Origin of the sequence: Sporosarcina sp. P17b (genome assembly GCF_002743115.1) — a bacterium.
Lineage (GTDB): Bacteria > Bacillota > Bacilli > Bacillales_A > Planococcaceae > Sporosarcina > Sporosarcina ureae_C.
The window spans coordinates 335,713-356,854 of the sequence record NZ_PDYP01000002.1; the positions used below are offsets into that span (position 1 = coordinate 335,713).

Genomic DNA, 21,142 nt, shown 5'->3' on the forward strand with positions numbered 1-21,142 from the left:
CACATTATTTTATAACGAATTATCTAATAGCAAATTCCCCTATTTTTCGACAGAACGCGAACCTATACCCCCTATAGGTTCTAACACTTGTTTACCTACCTGAATCAACCCTGTTTAATTTACCATTTTCATTATAAAATACGATTTAAATACACATATAAATTGTATGGCATCAACTGTTTTCTCAATATTTAAATTGATATTAATTTTATTATCCTGTAAACTTGCTTAATAGTATTGCGAAAAAACAATGATGATTTTTCCTTGATCTCTTCAACTGTCCATTTCTGTATCCTATAGCTGATTTTAAGAGATCCAAGTAAAAAACAGCATTTCGTAATGAAAAAATTATAAAGAGAAGGGATTTGATTTTTTGAGAAAGTTTATGTTGTTTTTCTCCATCTCCACATTATTGCTTTTAGCAGCCTGCGGTAATAGTGCGAGCAAAGATTCTATCAGTAAAATTCAACTGGCTGATGCTGGTTGGGATAGTATCCGCATCCATAATAGTATTGCACAAATTATTTTAGAGGACGGCTACGGATATGAGACAGAAGTAGTAAACGGCACGTCTAGTGCAACATTGCAAGCGCTACAACAAGGCGATTTGCAGGTTTATATGGAAGTTTGGTCTGATAACCTAGGTGAAGCATATACAAAGGCAGTCGACAGCGGTGATATTGAATCCGTTTCAACAAACTTCGACGATAATGACCAAGGTCTTTATGTACCGACTTATGTAATTAAAGGTGACAAGGAAAAAGGTATTGAAGCAGTAGCTCCAGATTTAAAAACTGTGAAAGATTTAGAAAAGTACCCTGAACTATTCCAAGATCCTGAAAACAAAGACAAAGGACGCATTATCGGTGCACCTTCAAGCTGGTTGGTAAGTAAACACTTGGATGAAAAGATCACTACGTATGGTTTGGATGAAAAATATACCTATCTATCTCCTGGTTCAGATTCTTCTATCGTAGCCGACTTGGCAAGCGCATATAAAAAAGGCGAGCCATGGGTTGGATATTACTGGTCCCCTACATGGGTGACTGCAACATACGACTTAACTCTTTTGGAAGACGAGCCATTTGACCAAGAAGCATGGGATAAAGATAAGTCTGGCGCATTCCCTCCGAATGATGTTTTCGTCAGCGTTCACAAAGACTTAAAAACACAAGCTCCTGAAGTAGTAGAGTTCTTAAGTCACTACGAAACAAGCAGTGCATTAACAGAAGAAGCATTGAAGTATATGGGTGACAATGAAGCAAGCCCAGAAGATACTGCAAAGTGGTTCATGAACGAACAAGAAGATCTTTGGACTTCATGGGTACCTGAAGATGTAGCCGAGAAAGTAAAGGCTGCACTGTAAGTAATTATAGATTTAGGGGTGGACGCATTCCGCTCCACCTCTTTTTCGATTGTGTCCATATTAAAATTAGAGAAAGAGAGGGACAAGCTAGTACGTCCTAGCTTATTGCCTATGATGAATGAATTCCCAAACGTCAGAATACCTATAGGAGATTATGTAGAAAAGTTTATTGATTTTCTTGCGATGAACTTTGGATGGTTATTTGATTTCATTTTCACAATCGCCTCTACTACAATCCGAACTATTGAATCCGCTTTACTTGCCACGCCTTGGTGGGTCATCATGATTATAGTTTTCCTACTTGGCTGGTATTTAAACAACATATTAAACGGGCTAATGTTTGCCGCCTTTATCTTTTTAATTGGATCCTTCAACTTATGGGAGGATACGATGACAACAGTTGCGATTATACTTATATCTGTTGTATTGTCCCTAGCGATTGGTATTCCGGTCGGTATATTGATGGCGTTTAGTAAGACATTCTCCGTCATCATGCGTCCTATTTTGGATGCTATGCAGACCATGCCAACATTTGTGTACTTAATACCAGTAATATTCTTCTTCCCACTTGGGAACGTTCCCGCAATTATTGCGACAATCATTTATGCGTTACCACCTGTGATCCGTTTAACAGAACTCGGTATTCGAAACGTTGACTCTGAAGTAATTGAATCAGCAGAATCATTCGGATCTTCTCGAAATCAAATGTTAGTGAAAGTACAACTACCACAAGCTTTACCTACTATGATGGCAGGAATCAACCAGACTACGATGATGGCTTTGTCCATGGCTGTAGTAGGTTCGATGGTCGGTGCTCACGGATTGGGTGAACGCGTACTATTCTCGATTAACCAAATCAATATTTCATTAGGTTTTGAAGCGGGAATTAGTATCGTCTTCTTAGCAATTATTATTGACCGTTTAACAAACGGTGTGGCAGACCGCCTACAAAGTACAGGGAGGAGATCAGCATGACCGTTAAACTCAAAGTAGAGAATGTCACCAAGATCTTTGGTCCTCGCCCTAAGAAAGTCATTCCCATGATTGAAAAAGGAGCGTCCAAACGGGAGATCCTTGAAAAGACTGGACATACAGTAGGTGTCTATAACGCCAACATGGAAATCATGGAAGGTGAAACTTTCGTCATCATGGGCTTATCGGGAAGTGGTAAATCGACACTCATCCGTTGCTTCAATTTATTGAACAAGCCTACTTCAGGTGCAATCTATGTAGATGGTGAAAATATCGTCAAATACAATAAAGAGCAATTGAAGTTTTTCCGCCAGAAGAAAATCGCGATGGTCTTCCAGCACTTTGGTTTGTTTAGCCATAGAACGGTTATGGAAAACATTGAGTACGGTTTGGAGATTCGTGGTTTGTCGAAAAGCGAGCGTCGCGCTATTGCACAAAAGCATATCGATACAGTTGGTCTAAAAGGGTACGAAAATCAATATCCTGATGAGTTATCAGGCGGTATGCGTCAGCGTGTAGGGATCGCCCGAGCTTTAACGAATGATCCAGACATTTTATTGATGGACGAACCGTTCAGCGCACTTGACCCACTTATTCGCAGAGAAATGCAACTGGAACTTTTGGATATTCAGACTCGTCTTCAAAAAACAATTATCTTCATCACGCATGATGTTAACGAAGCTTTCCGTATCGGTGACCGCGTGGCAGTTATGAAAGATGGAAATGTCGAACAAGTAGGTACACCAGAAGAGTTATTGGAGACACCGGCAAACGATTATATTATTGATTTCACTCGTGAAATTGACCGTTCTAAAGTGTTGCAAGCTGAGAATATCATGTCAAAACCATTAAGCGTCATGAACGGCAAAGATGGTTTACATGTTGCAATCAAAAACATGGAAGAGCACGGCATTTCAAGTGTCTTTATTACGAATCGTGAACGACAATTGCTTGGGTTAGTTACAATTGATGGCGCAATCGATGGTGTAAAGAACAAAAAGACCTTGGAAGAAGTTATGATAACGGATGTATTGACAGCTACTCCTGAGGAATATGTGCAAGATATTATTCCTCGTGTATTAGATTCTAAGTATCCACTCGTTGTTGTAGATGAAACGAACCGAATTGAAGGGATTATTTTACGGGTTCACGTACTTTCAAGCATTATCAGTAATACGATTCATGTTGATGACGAAGAAGTAGTGAATACACCTGTCGAAACAGTTGAGGTATTGAAATAACAAAAAGGAAGAATGGGCATCGTTGCTCACTCTTCCTTTTTTATTAATTTTTTCCGGAAACGCCTGCACTTTCAAAGGTCGCCATTTCATTGACCATCCGAACAGCCGATTGAATGATACTATATGCCACAGCAGCACCAGTACCTTCACCAAGCCGCATGGAGAGAGAAAGAATGGGTTCTTTTTCTAAATATTGAAATGCTCTTTGATGTCCCGGTTCCATCGACTGATGACCTAGCAACATATATCCTGACGCCCCTTCACCTAAAGTTTCAGCTACACACGCTGCAGCTGTTGATATAAAGCCGTCCAGAATGACAGGAACACGTCTAGATGCTGCCGCAAGCATGGCACCAGTCATCGCTGCCAACTCTAAGCCACCAACCTTACGTAGTACATCATAGCCGTCTGTAGGGTTTGGATTATGAAGCATCAATGCGTCTTGAACTACTTTAATTTTATGTACGTGCTGTTCAGAGGAAATCCCTGTGCCATATCCAACAAGTTCTGCAGGGTCAATTTCTGTTATTGCCGCCACAACCGCACTACTTGAAGTAGTATTGCCGATTCCGACTTCTCCTACAACGAGACAATCTACACCTTTTTCAAACAGGTTAAGTGCTTCTCGATAACCAATATCGATAGCTTTTTCCACTTCATCTTGAGTCATCGCTTCAGCACGTAAAAAATTCTTTGTACCTTGACGAATCTTGCAATCTTTTACAGGTGAAAAAAATGATTCACCTATGACCCCTACATCTACTAATGCAAATTCAGCTTGTTGTTGCCTGCCAAACACATTGATTGCCGCTCCACCTGCAGACATATTGTGAACCATTTGGCGTGTAACAAGTTGGGGGAAAGCAGAGATCCCTTCCTCTACTATTCCATGATCTGCAGCAAAAACCACTATTCCTAATTGCTTGATGGATGGCTGTTTCCGACCTTGTATTTCAGCTAATGTGATGACGATTTCTTCCAACTTACCTAAACTGCCGACCGGCTTTGTCAGGATATCCAAATACATTTTCGCTTCTGCTCCAGCTTGACTATCTAAAGCAGGGATCGTAAACATTTTCAATTGATGACCTTCTTTCTTATCCATTCAATATATAATTATACTAGCCCTACTAGTATATCAGGAGATACGGACTGCTATCTAAAGAAAGAACTATTATGCAATTATTGTCGATTACAGGTATACTGTTGATAGTGCAAATACTACATGTTGCGCTAACCAGTCACTACTAAAAAGGGGCGATACAGATGATTAGTGAAAAATTAGCACAGGCATTAAATGAACAAATGAACAACGAGTTCGCTGCAGCACAAACGTATTTGTCTATGGCTTCTTATTGTGAATACCGTAATTACAACGGCTTCGCACACTTTTACCTTCAACAAGTTGAAGAAGAGCGCCATCATGCCATGAAGATTTATTCTTACTTGAACGATCGTGGCATCCGTGCAATTATTACCGCGACGCCTGCACCTACTACTTCATTTGATAATCTAGTTCATACGTTCGAAGTAGCACTATTACAAGAAAAAGAAGTCACAAAATCATTCTATCAAATCATGGATATGGCTTGGGAAGAAAAAGAGCATGCTACGATTTCTTTCCTAAACTGGTTCCTTGACGAGCAAGTTGAAGAAGAAGCAACATTTGATAGACATATTGAGTATTTGAAGCGTATCCGTGAAGATAAGAACGCTTTATTTATTTACGAGAAAGAGCTTTCTACTCGTTCATTCGAAACTGAATAAAAAAACAGGCAAGCTAGCGGTCCCCCAACCCCTTGCTTGCCTTTTCTATTTCAGTAATGCGATGTAAACACCTTTCGCAAATGCACTGTTTATACAGTTGTTCTTCAGGGATTTTCCGAAATACTTCATCTGTAAATACTTTCTTTGTACACCAGCAAATCTCTGGTTCCGCGGATAGATTCGAACACTTATTATTTCCTTGGCAAATCGGACATTGAGTAATCAAGTAATCCCCTTCTCTACAAACGATGTTTATCCAACTCAGCTGTATTTTTCTTCTCTAATTCCACTACTCGGTCTTCCAATTCTTTATTGCGTTTCATACTCTCCATCGAATACAAACCAGCCAGTAAAGCGACCACAAACGTTGCGTAGTTAAACCACTCCATACAACCGTCCCCTTTTTACTTTTGTTTTTTCAAAAATGTTTTATATACTTTTTTCAATGTTTCAGGTGTGAGTTCCATATTATTTTCATACATGTACTTCACTGCATAACCTAACGCAATCGTCATTGATCCTGCAACACTTGCGGCCACGACCATTCCCGCACCCGGAATTACTTTCACGATTTGACGGAAAGCGGTTTTACCGATATTTCCTACAATCGTTGCGATGATCAATTCCTTAGCGTGATCTTTCGTGATAGGCTTTCCATATAATGTCGATAACTTCAACATAAGGCCCACTTGCAATGTTGTCAAAGGGATAAAATCAGCACCTGGAATGGGAGCTGCGCCGATTGCAGCTGCTGATGCACCGCTAGCCAGAATCCACCTCTTGGCAATAGATGACTTGTCTGCCATATTCGCAGCAAGTAATAGATCTTTATTTGCATCTTTTAAGTGTTGGAGGATCTCTTTTTGTAAGAACTCCATCTGCTCTCCTGTCTTTGATGATATGGGTATAACCGGATAGGCAAACCCAGTATGCTCCAAAACATAGTTCACTAAACTCGGAACGTCATCTGCTGCATCAATTTTATTGAGTACTAGAATAATTTTCTTATTCAGCGTAGCAATCTTATTCAATGATTTTAGTTCGGTATCTGACAAAACGGTACCCGCTGCATTTAGAAAGAAAAGAATGACGTCTGCTTGATTATAAAACTTCAATGTCTCATTGGAATGTTCCTGATAGATATCATCAAGACCAGGTGTATCAACAAATAATATTTTGTCACTGTAATAAAACTTCTTAACTTCCTTGGTTTCACCCGGTTGCGCTCCTACTTCAGCTACATCTTTTTGCATGAGGCGGTTCAGTGTAGAAGACTTCCCTGCATTGACGTCTCCAACCATCGCAATCAATATTTCCTTTTTTAGTTGTTCATTAATTAGTTCCGACTCAGACTTAAAAATCTCATCAAATGATTCATCCGACATAAATTTAGATGTTTTCATTGTAGCACTTCCATTCATTAAGTTTGACTATTCTGATTATCCTATTGTGAAAAAGAGCATCAGTCAATCACTCTCTTTTGACTGATGCTCTACGCTATTTATCTGGTCACTTAATAATAAGGTGAAATCAAAATATACACAAGTACTCCGGTAAAACTAACATATAACCAGATGGGCATTGTCCAACGTGCGATTTTACGATGGCGTGGAATTTCCATATTCCATGCTCTTGCAACACTTGTCAATGCGAGCGGCACGATGGCAGCAGCAAGCAAAATATGTGTGATCAAGATGAAATAATAAAATCCTGCCATGAAGCCACTACCACCAAACGGCGTGGATTCTGATAAGAAATGGTACGAGACATATGTCACAAGAAATAAAGCAGTTGTGCCAAATGCGGCGTAAATAAAGCGCTGATGCACTTTGACATTCTTCTTCATGATAGCGACTAGCGCACCGACAAGAAAGACAAATGTGAAGCTGTTAAATATAGCATTCAATAAAGGTAAAATAGTAATATCAAATGCAGTGAAATTCTCTACACCTGGCATTCCAGCTAAGACACCGATTGCACCGATGAGAATGATCGAGATCGCGATGATCGCCGGACGATAATTACGTTTCTTAAAGTTTGCATGTGGTGTTGTCTGATTCGAATAATTCATCTAGTGACACTCCTAATTCTATAATCATAACTACCCTACATCGTACCATACGTAACACGTTGTGCAGGTTAAATTTGTGTCGATTTTTGAAATTGCGTTGCTGCTTCTTCCCTAAACTCATCAATCACTTTAATAAACTTCGTGATAGTCGGTGTTAAATATGAATCTGCACGACGGACAAAGACCGTTTTAATGTGACTATATTTTGGCGGTAGATGATAACAATAGACTACCCCTTGATCCAGTAGGTGCGAAACTGTCGATCTCGGAACGAATGTTACTCCTAGCCCCGCTGCCACACTACCAAGAATTGTCTCCAATGTTCCGAACTCCATCATTTTCGTTGGCTTAAATTGCTCATCCTCAAGCCAAGATTCCAAACGTGCCCGATACCCGCATCCCTTACTGAAACAAAGTATGGGTTCATCTTTAATATCTGCAATGGATTGGAATGGTTTACTTGAAAGTAATACTAGTTCTTCTTCCAGTACATCATGTACAGCCAAGTCTGGATGCGTCGTCCCTTCCGAAATGAAAGCTCCATCAAGTTGATGATTTAAAACTTTTGCTTGTAATCGCTCTGTTACTCCTGATAAAAGTGATATATCGACTTGGCTATACCTTTTATTATATCTCGATAGAATGATCGGTAGTTTGATGACGGTTTCTACTGAACCTAGCTCAAGCTTTCCGGAAGGCTCTTTGTCGTTCTGCACAACTTTTCTCATCTCATTCGTTAGAGATAAAATTTTCTCACTATATACAAGAAGTCTTTTTCCTTCAGGCGTTAGGATCATTCCACGGTTATGGCGGTTGAATAATGGCGTCTTCAGTTCCGATTCTAGTTTTTGTATTCGAGACGTAATATTGGACTGCACATAGCTTAATTCTTTTGCAGCTGCCGTAATAGTTCCTTTTTCCGCTACCATCTGAAATATTTCCAAGTCTTTGAATTCCATAGTCATCCTCCTAGTAATATTCTCTTATTTCTATGATATCAATAAAATTGATAGTAGTCATCATTATTATTCGTTTTACGTGATGTCTGAAATAGTGTTTACTAGAAGTAGTACTTCAAGGGGGTTTCGTTGTTGAAAAACAAAATTATCTGGGGAGCGCTTCTTTGCTTTATAGCGAGTGCATCGTGGGGTGCAATGTTCCCGGTTGCTAATAGCGCGTTCAAAAACATTGATCCATTTTACTTCACATTAATTCGTTATGTATCCGTAACCGTTCTACTAGTTGTTATACTATTATTCAAAGAAGGAACAAAGGCTTTTCGGTTTGAGAAAAGAGGTTTATCTCTTTGGTTCTTTGGAACGATGGCGTTCGTTGTCTATAATCTCTTTATTTTCTGGGGGCAAGACTTGATGGGACAACCAGGCACTATGGTGGCTTCCGTTTCAGAAGCCATGATGCCCATGATTTCCATCGTAATTGTCTGGATCATCAGTCGACATAAGCCACATGGTTTTACACTCACATGTGTGTTCACTGCATTTGTCGGTGTCATGCTTGTAATTACAAAAGGTGATTTACGCACGTTCTTGACAGCAACCGATGATATTGTACCTTCATTATTAATTTTCCTAGCGGTAATCGGCTGGGTGATTTATACGATGGGTGGGAATCATTTTAGTGAATGGTCTGCATTGCGTTATTCTACATTGAGCTGTTTGCTCGGCACACTAACTGCCGGTATCGTGGTGTTCTTCGTAACATTGACGGGTTATATTTCCGTGCCGACTGTGGAAACGTTGCAAATAGTGACACCACACATGCTGTTTATGATTGTATTTCCAGGTATTATCGCATTAGTAGGTTGGAACGTTGGCGTGCGAATTCTATCTCCATTGAACGGTTTATTGTTCATTAATTTTGTCCCAGTTACTACGCTAGTCATTTCATATATGCAAGGATATCAATTAACGATTTTCGATTATGTTGGTACAGCGTTTATTATTGCAGCCCTTTTAGGTAACAATATATTCTTACGCCTACAGCAGAAGCGCAAAGACGAGTCACGTCAATATAAGAAACATAATGTGCAACCTAGCGTTTAATTTAAATTTAGAAAACAGAAAGACACATTCCACGTATTAGGAATGTGTCTTTCTGTTTGAAATGTTTCTTTTTAAAATTTGAAGCGATGAACTATACGGCTCAGTGCAGCGGCCTCGTCTGTTAGTTTGCTAGCATCACTTGCTAACTGCTGAATCCCCTCGACTTGTTCATCCATGCCCGCTACAGTTTGTACCACATCTTCTGTGAATAGTTCAGAGATTGTAGTGATTTGCTCAATAATTTTTTCTATTTGTTCACCATCTCGAATTAATTCTTCCGCGTGGCGGCTATTGCTCGTAACAGCGGATTTTGTATCGATCACGGCATCATTCATAAAGTGGATGGATTGACCTGCCACTTTTACGATTTGTACGCCTTCTTCTATAGTGTCTGTATTCGATTCTACATGTTGCACCGCAATTTTTACCTCATTATTGGTCTGTTCGAGTGTTCGCACTACATCATTGGCGAAGGCATTCGTTTCTTCTGCCAATTTACGGACTTCATTAGCGACGACTGAAAATCCGCTACCCGCCTCTCCAGCACGCGCTGCTTCGATAGAGGCATTTAGCGCTAACAGATTCGTTTGTTCAGCGATTTTTGTTATGAGTGACACTTTTTGAATGACTTGATTAATATCATCCGCCACTTGCATGATCTTTTGCGAGGACATATGAACCGCGTCATTGATTTGTTGCATCTTTTCTTCCGTTTCCTCAATAGCTTGGCTACCTTCTGTTGCAGCAGTCGATGCGTTTTCAGATTTGGATAGCGTTTGCTGTATACGTGTTTCCATTTCTCGAATTCCTGCCATCATCGTCTGGATCATTGCGTTGGCAGATTGCAGTGAAGATAATTGTTGCTCTGTCCCACCTTGGAAACTTTGCATTGTTTCACCATAGGAAGTGAAAACATCCGATAATCGATTCGCTTCAGATGCTTGCACCTCACTAATTCTGTCCACAATTTCAGACGAACGGTCTAGTTCTGTAACGATATTTTTTGTACCGATGACAATCTTATTAATTTCAAAACCAATTTGATTAAATTCTGATCTAGATCGTTCCGTTACTTCAGCTGTCAGATCCCCCGATGAAATTTTTCTCGTGACTTTTCTCCAAGATCTTACACCTTTCATGACAATCTTATAAAGCGCAGTAGTGAAAAAGCCTGAAAGAATTAAAGACGTAATAACAAATGCGGCACCCTGTTGAATAGTTAAATCAAACGTATATGCAAGTGCTGCCATAGCCACAGCTGGTAACAGAACAGCTGCTGTCGCTCCATATAGAATATACTTCTGATGATTGATGCGTCCTAATCGAAGTGTAAATTGTCTACCCGCTACTCGGATAATTGGCATCGAGGCATCAATAAGTCGCTCACCCGATTTCCGATCATATACCTGTAATAACGGCTTAGTTGTATTAGCAGCACGCAAGCCGACCGTATCAGAAAATACTGTACCTTCCCATAATCGATTCGTATGGATATAACTGCGGCCGGTTTCATCGACAATCACAAAGTATTCGTCATCTTGTAACTGTTCGTCCAATAGTTGATGAAGTCGTTGATAATTTAAAGTAAATGATTGTTCATTTTCAATTAACGGCTGTATACGTTTCGTCACTTGTTCCACTTTAGTCAATGCTTTTCTTGCAGAAGATGTGCTTAATATTTTTTCCACTAACAACACCTCTTTAGGTTCTTTTATACTATATACTGAATATAGCATAAGTTGTGATAAAGGTCACACCCTATTTTAATGATACCCCATCACTCCGCATGTTCAGAAATTAAAAGCACAGGGCATTTGGCTAACTGCAATACTTGTTTGCTGACACTGCCGATTGCTTCCGCTTTTCCTTTTCCTATTGCCATCGCAATATAACGAACTTCTTTATCATTTGACTCCGCGATAATTTCCATAGCAGGTATACCTGTACGTACTTTTGCAGAATATATGACGTCTTGTCCATGCAACATATACCCACCTTTTTTAATGGTTGCCAAGCCCAGTTCTTGTAGTGTTGGTTGAATATTTAATAAAACTACTTCGTCATCGTATAATTTTGCCAATTCTATTGCGTGGTGTACGACCTTAAATCCAGCATTTGATCCATCCAATGGCACAACAATCTTCATAACGATTCCCCCTGAATTAATAATTAAAGGCTATATTCTAACGCATAAACATCCTACTTTACTCATTCTATTTTTACAGGAGCATTTCCTCTTTATCATGGGCATTACAATCATCTCATTTGATTTAAGCTGGGGTTACTTTTACACTGTGTACACTTAATAAAGTTAAATAGGAGTGAATGCATTTGAAGAAGTGGTGGCTTTTACCTACACTCGCTATATTTTTAGCTGCATGTGGTAACAATGGGGAAACAAAACCTGTAGAAGATGAGGATATCTCGGTGGATGTGATCGAGCCTGAAGAAGAACCGGCAGAAACTGAAGTAACTGAACCTGCTGAGACTGAAACTACTACAGAAGAAGCACCTGCTAAAGAAATACCAGCCGAAGAACCAAATGTTCCATACGAGCCTGCTAACTCTAACTTATTGGGACATGAAGAGGCTGAGATATTGACAGAATATATTCCGATGGATGAGTTAACTGCTCAAGTGGAAGTGGACAATCAAAACAAGCGTGTTACTTTATTTGAAAATGAAAGCGGACAGAAGGTTTATAAAAGCATTTTCATAAAACACGAAAACCATTTGAAGATTATTGATTTAAAAGCCGATGATTTATTATTTGAAGGTCAGCTGTAAAATAGTAAAGCGCACAGACGTCAAATTGTCTGTGCGCTTTTTCATTTCAAATATCTTCTTGCTGAAACATACTCCGATTTATATGGCTCTACTGTCATCGGGATGATCTCTACTGTACGTTTTGGGTTAGGTGCATGAATCATTTGACCGTTTCCTGCGTACATTCCCACGTGATGGATGATTCCTTTCCCCTTATTGTAAGCAAAGAACATTAAGTCACCCGGTTGAAGATCTTTCTTCTGCACTAGCTTTCCATTTAGTGCTTGTACAGAGGCATCGCGTGGTATATCGATACCATGATGGCGATAGACAGAATACGTGAATCCAGAACAGTCCAAGCCAAATCCTGAAGTACCTGCCCATAAATACGTTAATCCGTCAAAAAGCTTGGCTGTATCCATTATTTGCCGTGTCGTCGGTTGTGGCATAATACCATCCGCCGCAACTATCTTCACCGCATTTTTATCAATATATTTAATTCCGTCCGCAGGCGTTTGGACAGCGAGCTTGTGATCCATTACATGAACGATAGGCAATGTGGTATTAAAGCTAATTGAACGGAAGAATTGTTTTCCATTCTCATCCATTGTCAGTGCCGCTGATTTCTTCGTCACCATAGCTGTATCGCATATCGCATAATTAGGATATAACGTTGTCAAATGGTTTTTCAACATCCAACCTGGGTAACCTTCTGCGTTTTTAGGTGAGCTTTGATCGATTACTGCTACTTGGACCCAGTCTCCTTTTGTTTGTAAGACCTTTACTGTTTGACCGTAAAGTGCTTGAGTCTCCAGTTTACCTACTAACCACTGCTTTTCGCGCAAATTCATCGCTGCAACCCATTTCGTAATATCAGGTGTTTTGGCTGTAGAGAAAGCATCTACTTTCCGAGTCTTTCCTGGTTCTTTCCAAAGTGTTGTAACGGGTACATTTACTGTTTGCACAGGGGTATTGTTCGGTTTATAACAAGCGGACTGCTCTCTGAAACTAGGCTCCAGAATTCGCGCAAGAAATACCGCAAAGTGTCCACGAGTTAATGTTTGATTCGGTTTGAACGTGTTATCTAGATACCCTGTCGTAATGGCATTTACAGATAACTTTTGTATGTCTGATAAACCCCAGTATGTTGCGGGCACATCTCGGAATCGATACGTAGACGTACCTGCCAGATCGAATGCGCGAACGAACACCGCCGCCATTTGGCCACGCTTCAAATTTCCATAGGGTTGAAATTCTTTTTTCTCGTTCCCCATAAAGATTCCTTCATCCACCATTGCAGCAATAAGTGCATAGTGCGGATGCGACGTTTGAACGTCGGATAATTTGGCATCTGGTCTATTGCCTACGGGTATGTTTAATGCACGCTGGATCATTCCTGAAGCTTCGAGCCGTGTGATTGGTTCGTTCACACGATATGTAGTGCTAGGTTTTTCTATGATGATTCCTTTTTCAACTAAGTATTGTATTTCAGCAGCTACAGAGTGTTGTGGACGTACGTCTTGGAATACGGCGGCAAAAGAGGCGACTGGGAATGCAGAGACGACCAGCATCATCATTAGCACTATTCCACAAATTTTCTTCAAGTCTAGGACACTTCCATTCTCTTAAATTGTATTGCCTTAACTATACCTGAGCGATAATTCTTTGTATAGAAATAATTCAAAAGAGTGTCTTGGGGTTGGGGATTTGCGCTACGGAGGGGACGCTTTCCGGAGGGCGTGGCTTGAGCCGCTTCCTTCGCTGCGCTACGTCCAGGGTCTCAAGGCACACGCTGATCCTCCCGGAGTCGCCCCTCCTTCGCTCCAATCCCTTGCAATGTTAGTAGTTGATACTTTGTGTTGTGCATTAAAGTTAGGATTGTAACTGGTATTGAACTTGAACAATAACTTGAGCCCTAGTATTTGAACTTAAATAAGATAAAATAAAACAATAAGTCATATACAAACTACAGGGAGTGATCTAAGTACTCACACTATCATCCTAGGATGGAAGCGGAAGTTGGCGGCGACTCCCCGATGGATCAGCTCGAAAGGAGAGACAACCAAAAGAGAGCGCAGCGAACTGGTTGGCTCACCGAGAGCCCATGGGAAAGCGTCCGCCAACTGGAGCTTCCATCCCGAAACACTCACAAACTCACTCACTGCTCCTTTGCTCTTGCTCTTGCATTTAAACCCATGAAAAAAAGGATCCCCCTTGAAGTACTGTGACTTCCGGGACATCCCTAATTAACTGAATAGCAGCTCGCTGACTACCTTAATTCAAATATTCATCACGACAAGACATTCTTCAAAATTGCTACTGCTTCGTCGATCTCTTCTTTCGAAACCGTCAACGGCGGCAACAAACGGATCACGTTTGTTCCAGCAGGCACAAGCAACAACCCTTGCTTCTCCGCCTCTTGTATAAATGGACCAATCTCCTGATCCGAATGAATTCCAACTAACAAGCCATTACCTCGAATAGAATACTTTCCTACAGGTAATTCTGCTTGAAGCTGTTGCTTCAGATAAGCTGACTTTTCTTGAACGTCCTTTAAGAATGCAGGATCAAATACATGATCGATTACTGTCTGTGCAACCGCAACGGCTAATGGATTACCACCGAATGTAGTACCGTGTGTGCCAGGGCCGAATGTGTCGAATAGCTTTTCTCCTGCTAACAACGCACCGATTGGGAAACCGCCACCAAGACCTTTAGCTAGTGAAACAATGTCAGGCTTTAGAGCGGTCTGTTCGTAAGCATAACGAGTTCCTGTGCGTCCAATCCCCGTCTGAACTTCGTCAATGAGTAGAAGAATATTAAATTCTTTACATACTGCCATAACTGCTTCAGCGAATGCTGGTTCAATAGAGTTGACGCCACCTTCTGCTTGAATCACTTCCAGCATGATGGCTGCTACACTACCGTTAGCTGCTTGTTTCAGAGCTTCGACATCATTAAAAGGTAATGCTTCAAAGCTTTCAAGCATTGGGCCGAAGCCTTGTTGGATTTTATCTTGTCCCGTTGCCGCCATTGCACCGAATGTCCGACCGTGGAATGATTGTTTAAAAGTTAAGATATGATGCTTGCCTGTATGTTTACGTGCAAGTTTAATCGCCGCTTCATTCGCTTCGGCTCCGCTATTACAAAATAAAGCATACGACAAATCCGTGTCTTTCGTTAACGATTCTGCGAGCTTTTCTTGCTCTGGACTTTCGAATAGATTCGAAATATGCCAAAGTTTCTCACTCTGTTCTTGCAATGCCTTGACGATTGCAGGATGAGCGTGTCCTAGACTAACGACTGCGATGCCGCTTGTAAAGTCCAAATACTCCTTCCCCTTATCATCTGTTACTACGGTACCTTGCCCTTTGACTAGATGCACCGCACGTCTTGCATAGTTGTTGAATAAAGAAGTCACGCGATTGCCCCCTCATTGGTAATGACCGTGCCGTTTAGTTTTTGACACACAATCTTTACAGATGGAATTCCCGCCTCAAGGCAATCAATCGCTGCCATTACTTTAGGAATCATTCCTCCGTAAATATCTTCTGTTTTAATCCACCCATAGATAGCTTGTGGTTCCACTTCTGTTTGAGGTTGATCTTGAATTCGGATACCTGATGTATCTGTCACCAGTAATAAACTTTCCGCTTCGACAGCTAATGCGATTCGACTCGCCACTGTATCTGCATTAACGTTCAATGGTTCTCCTGATTCCGTCTTACCGACACAAGAGATGACGGGAGTAATACCTGCATCCAATAATGTATCCAAAATTTCTGTTTCAACAGATTTAATTTTCCCCACGTAGCCATACGTATCAAAATCAAGCAAATCACACGTAAATAAGTTTGCATCATATCCACTTAGCCCAACCGCCTTGACTCCTTCTTGATTGAAACGATGAACGAGCGAAGGATTCACTTGACCAATCATAATCGATTGAACAATACCGATTGCTTCAGCGGATGTCACACGAAATCCATTCACCACGGACGAAGTGACTCCACGATCTGCAAGCTCTTGATTGATACTTGGTCCCCCACCATGAACAATAATTACTTGAATTCCGTCTTGTTGTAACTTTTTCACACACTGGAAAAAGGTATCGCTTAATTCATCTAACATACTGCCACCTAGTTTTATTACTTGTCGTTTACGTACGATATGTTGCGTTGATTTGGACGTAGTCATATGTTAAATCGCACCCCCATGCCATTCCCTTACCAGTTCCCTGGTTTAATTCTATTGCAAATTTAACTTCATGCTGCTTTAGATAAATTAATAACTTTTCTTCTGAAAACGGAATTGGTTCGCCACCTTCTACTACTACCGTGTCACCAATAGAGATCTTGATGTCTTCCGGATCTATTGTGGCTCCACTATATCCAACTGCCGCAATAATTCTACCCCAGTTTGCGTCACAGCCAAATACTGCCGTCTTAACAAGCGGTGATCCTACAACGGATTTTGCAATTTGACGGGCTTGTTCATCGGAAACTGCACCTGTTACTTTCGCTTCAATCAGCTTTGTAGCACCTTCTCCGTCTTTTGCGATCATTTTTGCCAAATCACGTGATACAGCATGCAATGCATCAACAAATGACTGCCACTCAGGATGATCTGGCGTTAATGTGCGATTGCCTGCAAGACCATTCGCCATGACAAGTACCATATCATTCGTCGATGTATCACCGTCTACTGTAATGGAGTTAAACGTAACATCAGTTATTTCTTTTAATGCTGTCTGTAAATGTTCAGATTCGATAGTAGCATCGGTTGTGATGAAGCCTAGCATCGTCGCCATATTTGGTTCGATCATACCTGAACCTTTGGCTACACCTGCTACTACTACTTCACGCTCATCGATTACTGTCGCATATGCTGTATTTTTTGTTACAGTATCCGTTGTCAAAATCGCTTGCGAAAATTGAATGGAACCTTCAAGTGTATCCATTGGTTGAAGCTTTTCTATGCCTGAAAGTAAAGGCACCATATTCATTTGTTCACCGATTACACCTGTTGAAGCAATTCCTACGAGATTGGATTCAATCCCCAAATGCTCAGCAGTTTTTTGTTGCATAGTCATAGCATCTAGCATGCCTTGCTTACCTGTACATGCATTCGCATTACCTGAATTAATAACAATCGCCTGCATCTTTTGTGTTTCATAGACGACTTTCTTTGTGACTTGAAGTGGAGCTGCCTGGATTACATTCGTTGTAAAGACACCTGCAACACTCGCTGGCACTTCGCTGACCAATAGAGCCAAATCATTTTTCTTATGTTTTAGCCCACAGTGAATCCCGACTGCCTTAAATCCTTTTGGTGAGATAATATTTTTACGCGAGATGCGCTTCATGCTTTCGATAGTTTCCATAGTAGTGCTCCCCCTCAATTCTTGTGTACAAATTAATAGTTCAAATCCACAATGGAATGATATCGATTCCTGTTTTTTCATCAAGTCCATATTGGATATTCATGTTTTGAATTGCTTGTCCAGCAGCACCTTTTACGACATTATCAATAACTGCTATAATCGTTGCCTGATTTGTACGTGGATCTACTTTGACATGTATATCGCAATAGTTGGAGCCATATACCTGTTTCGTGCTAATTCTTTGTACATCTGTCAAAACACGAACGAACGGACTATCTTTATACGTTTCTTGCAAACAGTTTACGAGTTGTTCTTCAGTTACTTGTCCATTCACTTTTGCATAACTTGTAGTCATGATCCCTCTTGTCATAGGTACGAGATGCGTAGTAAACATAATTGGTTCCGGCTGATCAGCGAATATATTCATTGCCTGTTCAATTTCCGGAATATGTTGATGCTGATGAATCTTATAGATAGAGAAGTTTTCATTTGTTTCACTGAAATGTGTTGCCTGACTTGGTTTATTGCCCGCACCAGATACTCCACTTTTCGCATCGATAATTAATTGACTTCCATCGATTAGTTTATTTTTCAGCAACGGCAGTAAAGATAGAAGAACCGCTGTTGGGTAACAACCCGGATTCGCAATCACTTCTGCATCAGCAATTTCATTCTTATTCCATTCAGGAAGCCCATATACACTCTTCTGCAAATAATCAAGCGGAGGTGCATCTTTTTGATACCATTGCTCAAATGTGGCTTGATCTTTCAAGCGAAAATCTCCTGACAAATCAATTAATTTCGCGCCTGCCCCTACTAGCGGAGGAAGTAATGTGGTCGTAACGCCAGCTGGTGTACTGAAAAACACAGTGTCAAGTTTACTAATATGTTCCGGTTCAATAGCTTTCATCTTCTGATCGTGAATTTTCACGAGATGCGGATATTTTTGAGAAAAGATAGTCCCCACTTCTGAGGAAGTGAATAAATCAATTTGTTCAATTTCCGGATGGTTTTGCAGTAACCGAATCAATTCTAGGCCACCATATCCAGACGCTCCTACGATTCCAACCTTCAACGCCATCACCTCATTATTCATTAAACATAAGTATACGTATGTATAATTATAAAGTCAACTGTATTTTTATTTATTAACAGTCAATTTACACATCTCTTTTTTTCCATATAGAAAAGCTACAACTTCACCTGTACTATATGTTATTATTATGGAGTGCATAATATGATGAAATGAATAATAAACTTTCGGGAGGCTATTATGGTAGATTTATTAAAGTTGTCTGGTAAAAATATTGTCATTATGGGAGTAGCAAATGAACGAAGTATTGGTTGGGGAGTAGCAAAAGCATTATTCTCAGTTGGTGCGAATGTCATTTTCACATACCGTAAAGATCGCTCTCGTGATAAATTAGAAAAAGCTTTAGCTAAAAGTGAATTTACAGCTACACAAATCGTGCAGTGTGATGTGAATAGTGATGAAAGCATCGAGCAAGCTTTCAAATCGATTGGCGAACAAGTTGGTGTTATTCATGGCGTAGTCCACTCTATCGCATTTGCACATCAACAAGACTTGCATAATCCATTTGTGGAAACGACTCGTGAAGGATATGCATTCGCACAAGATTCCAGTGCTTATTCATTAGTTGCGGCAGCACGTGAAGCCCGCCATTATATGACTGAAGGCGGAGCGATCATTACGATGAGTTATTTAGGAGCGGAACGAGTTCTTGAAGGCTATAACGTAATGGGTGTTGCAAAAGCAGCTCTTGAAGCTTCTGTACGCTACTTGGCATCTGAGCTAGGTGAACAAAATATTCGTGTCAATGCAATCTCTGCTGGAGCAGTTCGCACATTGTCCGCAAAAGGTGTTCCTTCTTTTAATACCATCCTTAGTCAAATTGAGGAACGCGCGCCACTAAAACGTAACGTCAAACCTGAAGAAGTTTCAGATATGACGGTAGCAATGCTAAGTAATTTGTCGAGCGGTGTGACAGGCGAAGTCATCTATGTCGATGCTGGCTACCACATTATGGGGTAATCTTATGAAGGATTCTCTTAGGAGAATCCTTTTTTATGGCCACTTTTATTATTGTAGAATTAATTATCTAAATACATACGCTTTTCTAAGTACTTCAGGAGGAATACCAAATGAATAGATTTACAAAATTCGATACGTTCAAATTGGGGCTGACGATGTTTGCTCTATTTTTCGGTGCAGGAAATATGATCTTCCCACCGCTGCTAGGTCAACTAGCAGGAACACAAACTTGGATCACACTGGCTGGTTTTTTAATAACAGGAGTCGGCCTTCCCTATCTTGGCATAATTGCAGTCACTATGAGTGGCAATCAATTAAGTGATTTAGCTGGAAGAGCATCACCTGTATTCGCCATGATTTTTCCATTGGTTGTATATTTAGCACTCGGACCGTTCTTCGGTGTTCCGCGTACAGCGACTGTTTCGTTCGAAATTGCCGTTTCTTCATTTGTACCGGATTCGTATTCTAGGTTAGCATTGGCACTCTTCTCCATTGTATTTTTTGCAGTAACAATTTGGCTATCACTTAAGCCGAATAAAATAGTCGATCGTTTCGGAAGTATATTAACTCCGATATTGCTAGCTATCGTAATGTTTATTGTCGTGATTGGTATGATCAATCCAGTAGGCAAAGCGGGCGCGCCGCAAGGATCTTATGCAGAAGATTACTTTTACAAAGGATTTATAGAAGGGTATGGAACAATGGACGCAATGGCAGCGCTAGTCTTTGCCATTATCGTCATTAATGCCGTGAAGGCGAAAGGGATTACAGATAGAAAGGCGATAACTTCTATTACGATGAAAGCTGGATCCATAGCAGTTATCGGACTGAGTTTTGTCTATGCTGGATTGGCCTATTTAGGGATGACGAGCCGCTCTGTAGCAGAAGGCGCCACGAACGGCGGAGATATTTTAGCAAAACTTGCATATGCCTTGATGGGGAATAACGGTTTATACTTACTTGGACTTGCAGTAACACTAGCTTGCTTAACGACTTCGGTTGGATTGACGACTGCTAGTGCGACCTATCTTTCTAAAGTCGCGCCTAAGATTTCCTATACAACGTTCGTCTTTATTATTTGTTCGTTTTCTGTGTTAGTTGCGAATGTCGGTCTCACGCAATTGCTTGCAGTAATGATTCCAGTATTAGGTGGAGTTTATCCTCTAGCCATAGTCTTAATTACTTTTAGATTGTTACATCCGTTATTCAAAGGCTATCATGAAGTATATAATTATGGTTTACTAGCAGCAGGTCTTATTGGATTCTTTGATGTGTTACGAGCATTTAATATCGATCTGGTACCGGTTACATATATATTGGAATTCTTACCTTTATATGAGCAAGGCGTTGGATGGATGTTGCCTGCAGTTATGTTTGGTGCAATAGGTTTTATTGTCGCTTCCGTTCAAGGTAAGCCTCGCGTTGAATAGTAAAAAGCCTGCGGACATTCCGCAGGCTTT

General features: G+C 40.5%; 21 protein-coding genes. 8 read left to right on the forward strand and 13 right to left on the reverse strand.

Annotated features, from left to right (window positions below):
- The first annotated feature begins 373 nt into the window (after positions 1-373).
- The 3 genes from CSV76_RS03585 to CSV76_RS03595 all read left to right on the forward strand — a co-directional run bounded on the left by CSV76_RS03585 (position 374) and on the right by CSV76_RS03595 (position 3,579).
- Positions 374-1,366: an ABC transporter substrate-binding protein gene (locus CSV76_RS03585; protein WP_099624762.1), complete on the forward strand. Its 993-nt coding sequence runs from the start codon at positions 374-376 to the stop codon at positions 1,364-1,366.
- A gap of 111 nt (positions 1,367-1,477) precedes the next feature.
- Complete coding sequence (locus tag CSV76_RS03590; RefSeq protein ID WP_335696121.1) at positions 1,478-2,341, forward strand: ABC transporter permease; 864 nt, start codon at positions 1,478-1,480, stop codon at positions 2,339-2,341.
- Positions 2,338-3,579 carry a quaternary amine ABC transporter ATP-binding protein gene (locus CSV76_RS03595; RefSeq protein WP_085426709.1) on the forward strand — a complete coding sequence of 414 codons (1,242 nt, stop codon included), beginning with the start codon at positions 2,338-2,340 and terminating at the stop codon, positions 3,577-3,579. Before CSV76_RS03590 ends, CSV76_RS03595 begins: the two co-directional genes overlap by 4 nt.
- 43 nt (positions 3,580-3,622) lie before the next feature.
- On the opposite strand, the gene cobT is transcribed toward CSV76_RS03595, so the two are convergent.
- On the reverse strand, positions 3,623-4,684 hold the full coding sequence (cobT, locus tag CSV76_RS03600; RefSeq protein ID WP_199173028.1) for a nicotinate-nucleotide--dimethylbenzimidazole phosphoribosyltransferase: 1,062 nt from the start codon (positions 4,682-4,684) through the stop codon (positions 3,623-3,625).
- Positions 4,685-4,845: 161 nt separating this feature from the next.
- On the opposite strand from cobT, the gene CSV76_RS03605 reads away from it, so the two are divergent.
- Complete coding sequence (locus CSV76_RS03605; protein WP_085426711.1) at positions 4,846-5,346, forward strand: ferritin; 501 nt, start codon at positions 4,846-4,848, stop codon at positions 5,344-5,346.
- Between the two features lie 13 nt (positions 5,347-5,359).
- Here CSV76_RS03605 and CSV76_RS03610 read toward each other — a convergent pair whose 3' ends face one another.
- From CSV76_RS03610 to CSV76_RS03625, 5 genes are all read right to left on the reverse strand, one after another.
- Positions 5,360-5,572 carry a cysteine-rich CWC family protein gene (locus tag CSV76_RS03610; protein WP_085426712.1) on the reverse strand — a complete coding sequence of 71 codons (213 nt, stop codon included), beginning with the start codon at positions 5,570-5,572 and terminating at the stop codon, positions 5,360-5,362.
- Between the two features lie 13 nt (positions 5,573-5,585).
- A complete protein-coding gene (locus CSV76_RS17185; protein ID WP_157129920.1) occupies positions 5,586-5,735 on the reverse strand; it encodes a hypothetical protein in 150 nt (49 codons plus the stop codon).
- 15 nt (positions 5,736-5,750) lie between these two features.
- Positions 5,751-6,749 carry an Era-like GTP-binding protein gene (locus tag CSV76_RS03615; protein WP_232319580.1) on the reverse strand — a complete coding sequence of 333 codons (999 nt, stop codon included), beginning with the start codon at positions 6,747-6,749 and terminating at the stop codon, positions 5,751-5,753.
- Between the two features lie 110 nt (positions 6,750-6,859).
- Positions 6,860-7,417, reverse strand: coding sequence for a DUF420 domain-containing protein (locus CSV76_RS03620; RefSeq protein ID WP_099624763.1), 558 nt, complete (start codon positions 7,415-7,417; stop codon positions 6,860-6,862).
- A gap of 68 nt (positions 7,418-7,485) precedes the next feature.
- Positions 7,486-8,376: a LysR family transcriptional regulator gene (locus CSV76_RS03625; protein ID WP_099624764.1), complete on the reverse strand. Its 891-nt coding sequence runs from the start codon at positions 8,374-8,376 to the stop codon at positions 7,486-7,488.
- 129 nt (positions 8,377-8,505) lie between these two features.
- Here CSV76_RS03625 and CSV76_RS03630 point away from each other — a divergent pair, with 129 nt between their 5' ends.
- Positions 8,506-9,480 (forward strand): DMT family transporter, encoded by a 975-nt coding sequence (locus tag CSV76_RS03630; protein WP_199173029.1) that lies wholly within the window; start codon positions 8,506-8,508, stop codon positions 9,478-9,480.
- Positions 9,481-9,551: 71 nt separating this feature from the next.
- Here the strand turns inward: CSV76_RS03630 and CSV76_RS03635 are convergent, their stop codons facing one another.
- Together CSV76_RS03635 and CSV76_RS03640 are read right to left on the reverse strand one after the other, a co-directional pair.
- The gene (locus tag CSV76_RS03635; protein WP_199170375.1) at positions 9,552-11,168 is read right to left on the reverse strand and encodes a methyl-accepting chemotaxis protein; all 1,617 of its coding nucleotides are present in this window, start codon (positions 11,166-11,168) and stop codon (positions 9,552-9,554) included.
- Between the two features lie 89 nt (positions 11,169-11,257).
- A complete protein-coding gene (locus CSV76_RS03640) occupies positions 11,258-11,626 on the reverse strand; it encodes a universal stress protein (protein WP_099624767.1) in 369 nt (122 codons plus the stop codon).
- Positions 11,627-11,811: 185 nt separating this feature from the next.
- Between CSV76_RS03640 and CSV76_RS03645 the strand changes: the two genes are divergently transcribed.
- Positions 11,812-12,267, forward strand: coding sequence for a hypothetical protein (locus CSV76_RS03645; protein ID WP_099624768.1), 456 nt, complete (start codon positions 11,812-11,814; stop codon positions 12,265-12,267).
- Between the two features lie 41 nt (positions 12,268-12,308).
- Here CSV76_RS03645 and CSV76_RS03650 read toward each other — a convergent pair whose 3' ends face one another.
- From CSV76_RS03650 to argC, 5 genes are all read right to left on the reverse strand, one after another.
- Positions 12,309-13,850 (reverse strand): S-layer homology domain-containing protein, encoded by a 1,542-nt coding sequence (locus tag CSV76_RS03650; RefSeq protein WP_143560343.1) that lies wholly within the window; start codon positions 13,848-13,850, stop codon positions 12,309-12,311.
- A 686-nt stretch (positions 13,851-14,536) separates the two neighbouring features.
- Positions 14,537-15,667, reverse strand: a complete 1,131-nt coding sequence (locus CSV76_RS03660) for an acetylornithine transaminase (RefSeq protein ID WP_085426722.1) — start codon at positions 15,665-15,667, stop codon at positions 14,537-14,539.
- A complete protein-coding gene (gene argB, locus CSV76_RS03665) occupies positions 15,664-16,443 on the reverse strand; it encodes an acetylglutamate kinase (protein WP_085426723.1) in 780 nt (259 codons plus the stop codon). The genes CSV76_RS03660 and argB overlap by 4 nt, the downstream gene beginning before the upstream one ends.
- Entirely contained in the window at positions 16,406-17,629 is a 1,224-nt protein-coding gene (gene argJ / locus CSV76_RS03670) for a bifunctional glutamate N-acetyltransferase/amino-acid acetyltransferase ArgJ (protein WP_085426724.1), read from the reverse strand. Before argJ ends, argB begins: the two co-directional genes overlap by 38 nt.
- A gap of 40 nt (positions 17,630-17,669) precedes the next feature.
- Entirely contained in the window at positions 17,670-18,704 is a 1,035-nt protein-coding gene (gene argC, locus CSV76_RS03675) for an N-acetyl-gamma-glutamyl-phosphate reductase (protein ID WP_198166257.1), read from the reverse strand.
- Between the two features lie 198 nt (positions 18,705-18,902).
- Here argC and CSV76_RS03680 point away from each other — a divergent pair, with 198 nt between their 5' ends.
- Both CSV76_RS03680 and brnQ read left to right on the forward strand, forming a co-directional pair.
- On the forward strand, positions 18,903-19,682 hold the full coding sequence (locus CSV76_RS03680) for an enoyl-ACP reductase FabI (protein WP_085426726.1): 780 nt from the start codon (positions 18,903-18,905) through the stop codon (positions 19,680-19,682).
- A gap of 110 nt (positions 19,683-19,792) precedes the next feature.
- Positions 19,793-21,112 (forward strand): branched-chain amino acid transport system II carrier protein, encoded by a 1,320-nt coding sequence (brnQ, locus tag CSV76_RS03685; protein WP_085426727.1) that lies wholly within the window; start codon positions 19,793-19,795, stop codon positions 21,110-21,112.
- The last annotated feature ends 30 nt before the right edge of the window (positions 21,113-21,142 follow it).